The following is a 3,899-nucleotide window of genomic DNA, read 5'->3' on the forward strand; positions in this document are numbered from 1 at the left end:
GGTCGTTCAAGACCAGGACGTTGATAGGTCAGGTGTGGAAGCGCAGTAATGCGTTAAGCTAACTGATACTAATTGCCCGTAAGGCTTGATCCTATAACCGGTGTGTTTTACGTCATGAGTTGGTGCTTCAGCACTTGCTCAGGACCACCCCCGAAGGGGGTAGGAAACCACGTACGGTTGAGTGATCGATGTTGTGCCTCGAACAACACAACCCCAAGCGCTTTACCCTGGTGAGCATCACCAGAAACTACTTCTTCCAGATTGGCTGTGGCGCCCACCAAAGCGACACGGCAACAAGTCATGCCTGATGACCATAGCGAGTCGGTACCACCCCTTCCCATCCCGAACAGGACCGTGAAACGACTCCACGCCGATGATAGTGCGGATTGCCCGTGTGAAAGTAGGTAATCGTCAGGCTCCCCAGCATGTCCAGAAACCCCACCCCAACAAGGTGGGGTTTTTGCGTTTCTGGCCGTCGCATCGGTCGATGTGGTCGCGCCCGCGGGGGCCGCCTTCAGTCCGGCGGTGCATGCCTGTACACGCGCCCGCCCGGGGCAGCCATTGCCATCGGCGGCCCCCGTCAGCAGCCCATTGGGCAGCCCATCCGCTGGCCGGATCATCCGGTCCACGTGTAACTACTACGGTAACTACTACGCGTGCGACCACCCCCGCCCGGAAACACTTCCTGCACCCCTCCCGCCGCAGACACCGCTGCGGCGTATCCCCCAAGCGTCTTCCGGAACATCGAAATAAACGCGCTCGAACCCTGATAATCCGGTTCAACCGTAACCGTAACCGTAACCGTAACCGTAACCGTAACCGTAACCGTAACCGTAACCGTAACCGTAACCGTAACCGTAACCGTAACCGTAACCGTAACCGTAACCGTAACCGCAACCGTCGACACCGGCACGTCGAGAGCGAGCTGTGCCGCCGTTTTGCAGAGCGAGGCTGCCAATTCCGGCGCGCACTCTAACCATCAATACGTCAGATTGCACCTATAGCCTCAGTGCTTACCGAGCCAGATAGGTGCTTTGTGAGCAACGTGGCAGTTGCTACCTATCGACGCGAATTTGCGGTTTGTGATTTTGGTGCCTCTCGCGTTGCCGCGTATCTATCCGCGTATTCATCGCGGTCGGATACCCTGAACCGCATTGGGCCTTTGCCTTGGTTCAATCGCCCGATCCCTTCCCTATGCACTGTGGCAATCACTGGTGGCAAATTGCCGGTAAGGCCTTCCAGGTCGATATCCATCAGCCAATTTGACCGCGCTGGCTTCTCTGGACATCCCATCGAAGTATCAATGAGTAAGTCGCTCTGAAAATGAGAAATAAAAGAATGTAGCGCCACATTTGGCGAAAATAGAGAAAGTTAAGCCTTTTTGAGGCTCCCTCTATCACGCCCCGCCGAGCGACCCTCCTTAACATTCGCCACAAAATACTGTATAAATATACAGTGAAATTCATTCTTCCAAGCTTGCTCGATTTTCGAAGCAGGGCGGAGCTTTCCCTTTCAGCGAGCGTGTCTATGGCAGCAGCGATTCAGCTTGCGACGACCACACTGTCGTCGCAATTGCGGCGTCAGGTGTGGCAGGGCAATGAAGTTGCCGAAGTGGAATCACGCGTAATTTCTAGCGGCTACACCGCGCTGGATCGACTGCTACCGGGGCAAGGCTGGTCGGTTGGCACTTTGACTGAAGTCCTGATCGAGCATTGTGGAGTGGGGGAAGTGCGCTTGCTGGCCCGTACGCTTTGTCATCTGACGAAGCAGGCCGGGCGGCATGTCATGCTCGTTGCGCCCCCCTATAAGCCATGTGCTGCGACATTGCGAGCTTGGGGTGTCGATGTCGAGCGAGTCTTATGGGTGCGCTCGAGTGAGGATCAGGCTTTGTGGGCAGCTACCCAGGCATTAAAGCAGGAGGGCATCGGCGCGGTTCTGGTCTGGCTGTCAAATGCGCGCGCCGACAAGGTCCGTCGTCTGCAGGTAGCGGCTCAGGAATCGACCTCACTGGCATTTTTGATCAGACCTGTCGGGGTCGCCACGCAGTCGTCACCTGCGCCTTTGCGAATGATTTGTGAGCCGCTTTTGCCTGCTAATGCGCAGACGATCAACCGTCGTCAATGGTTGCAGGAGATTGCCCTGTCGATCGATATCTTCAAGCGTCGCGGGCCCCCTCTAGCCGAACCTCTTCGTCTCGTTTTGCCCGTGCAAGGCATTTTGTTACCGGAAAACGGAGCCGGCAGCCCTCAGGAAGCAGAGGTCAAACATGTTGTGGATCGCAATCACATTGCCACTCTTGTCGCTCGAAGCGGTGAAGCCTCTCGTCCCGCTTCCGGATGGTTTGCCCGCGAAGTCGAAGCTGTGTGAGCCATGCGGCGAGATGAGAAAAGCGCAGGATGTCAAAAACATCGCTGAACGGAGTTGTTATGCACTCGCTGATCACGCGCACATTCTGCTGCCGGATTTCGACGCATTGCGTGCGGGGGTGCAGGTGGGTCATTCGCGTTCCTATGCGTTGGCGCTGGCGCCGGGCCTGAAGTTGCTTGCTGCCGATGTTTCCCGCGAGACTCAGGCATTCGAAGCGATGGCGCTTGCGTTGCTGACATACACGCCGAAAGTGGCGCTTGCCGATGCCCATACTCTGTTGCTGGAAGTTGGCTCGGGTTTGAGATTGTTTGGCGGTTTGCGGATGCTGCTGTCTCGCGTGTCCGCGACAGTGGCAGAGTTCGGCTATACGGCGCGCATCTCCTGTGCACCGACTGCGTGGGGCGCGTGGTTATTGGCGCAGGCACGCGTCGGTCGCCAGGGGTATCGCTGGCATGTGATCAAGGAGACGTCGCTCGAACGTACGCTTGATGGTTTAGCAGTGTCGTTGCTGCCGGTGGCGCAGGCACATCGCGATGCATTCGCGCATATCGGCTGCATGACGCTCGCCGATTTGCGTCGATTGCCAAGATCGGGTGTGGTGCGGCGGTTTGGTGGCGGCATTCTGGATCTGCTAGCGCAGGCGTATGGCACTCGTGCGGATCCGCGTGAATCGTTTCGCGCGCCAACGTCATTTCACGCGCAACTGGAGTTGCCATCGCGCGTCGATAACGCGGACGCGTTGCTGTTCGCGGCGCGTCGGCTGATTGTGCAACTGGCCGGCTGGTTGAGTGCGCATCACGCGGCACTGAGTGGTTATACCTTGCTCCTTGAGCATGAATTGGCATCTCGTCATGCGCCGAAGACATCGAGTCTGGAGGTCGCGTGGGCTGTCCCGTCGCGCGATGCCGAGCATCTGATCTGGCTGTTGCGGGAAAAGTTGAATCAAACTGTATTGGTGGCGCCAGTCATCGAGTTGAAGCTGGTTGCCGATCGGATCGGTGAATATGCGGGGAAATCCGATACGTTATTTGCGATGCCGGAATCGGACGGTGAATCGATTGCGCGTCTACTCGAACGTTTGAGCGCACGATTGGGGCCTGAGAATGTGCTGCAGATGTCGGTGCAAGACGATCATCGCCCTGAGCGGGCAATGCGCGCCGACGCTTATCAGGCGCAGGCGTTTTCGCGCAAGAAGCGCGCGTCCGCGAAGGGGCGCTCGAAGGTGCGGGAAGACAAGACCTGGTTTATCGATGAGTTGAGGAATAGCGAAAAAGGGGCGATCGCGGAGGGCGATGCGATGGCGCGCACGCCACATGCGGAAGCGAATCCCATCGCGCACAGGATCGATGCCCTCAACGCGACCAACCCAACCAACCCAACCAACCCAACCAACCCAACCAACCCAACCAACCCAACCAACCCAACCAACACAACCAACACAACCAACACAACCAACACAACCAACACAACCAACACAACCAACACAACCAACACAACCAACACAACCAACACAACCAACACAACCAACACAA

At 57.2% G+C, this 3,899-nt stretch carries 3 protein-coding genes and 2 rRNA genes; 4 read left to right on the forward strand and 1 reads right to left on the reverse strand.

Annotation, left to right across the window (positions count from 1 at the left end; translation table 11 throughout):
- Both LMG28727_RS33780 and rrf read left to right on the forward strand, forming a co-directional pair.
- Positions 1-93: ribosomal RNA gene (locus LMG28727_RS33780) — 23S ribosomal RNA — on the forward strand; the annotation flags it as partial.
- A gap of 210 nt (positions 94-303) precedes the next feature.
- A 5S ribosomal RNA gene (gene rrf, locus LMG28727_RS33785) occupies positions 304-417 on the forward strand.
- A gap of 362 nt (positions 418-779) precedes the next feature.
- Here the strand turns inward: rrf and LMG28727_RS33790 are convergent.
- Complete coding sequence (locus tag LMG28727_RS33790; RefSeq protein WP_201646638.1) at positions 780-998, reverse strand: hypothetical protein; 219 nt, start codon at positions 996-998, stop codon at positions 780-782.
- Positions 999-1,527: 529 nt separating this feature from the next.
- Here LMG28727_RS33790 and imuA point away from each other — a divergent pair.
- Both imuA and LMG28727_RS33800 read left to right on the forward strand, forming a co-directional pair.
- On the forward strand, positions 1,528-2,367 hold the full coding sequence (gene imuA / locus LMG28727_RS33795) for a translesion DNA synthesis-associated protein ImuA (RefSeq protein WP_201646639.1): 840 nt from the start codon (positions 1,528-1,530) through the stop codon (positions 2,365-2,367).
- Positions 2,267-3,899 (forward strand): Y-family DNA polymerase (locus LMG28727_RS33800; protein WP_236592574.1); only part of this gene is annotated, 1,633 nt, incomplete at its 3' end. The genes imuA and LMG28727_RS33800, both read left to right, overlap by 101 nt.

Source organism: Paraburkholderia metrosideri (assembly GCF_904848625.1).
GTDB lineage: Bacteria > Pseudomonadota > Gammaproteobacteria > Burkholderiales > Burkholderiaceae > Paraburkholderia > Paraburkholderia metrosideri.

Excerpts from the sequence above, each read along its gene's own strand:
- imuA (WP_201646639.1), top strand. The coding sequence starts at position 1,528 with ATGGCAGCAGCGATTCAGCTTGCGACGACCACACTGTCGTCGCAATTG.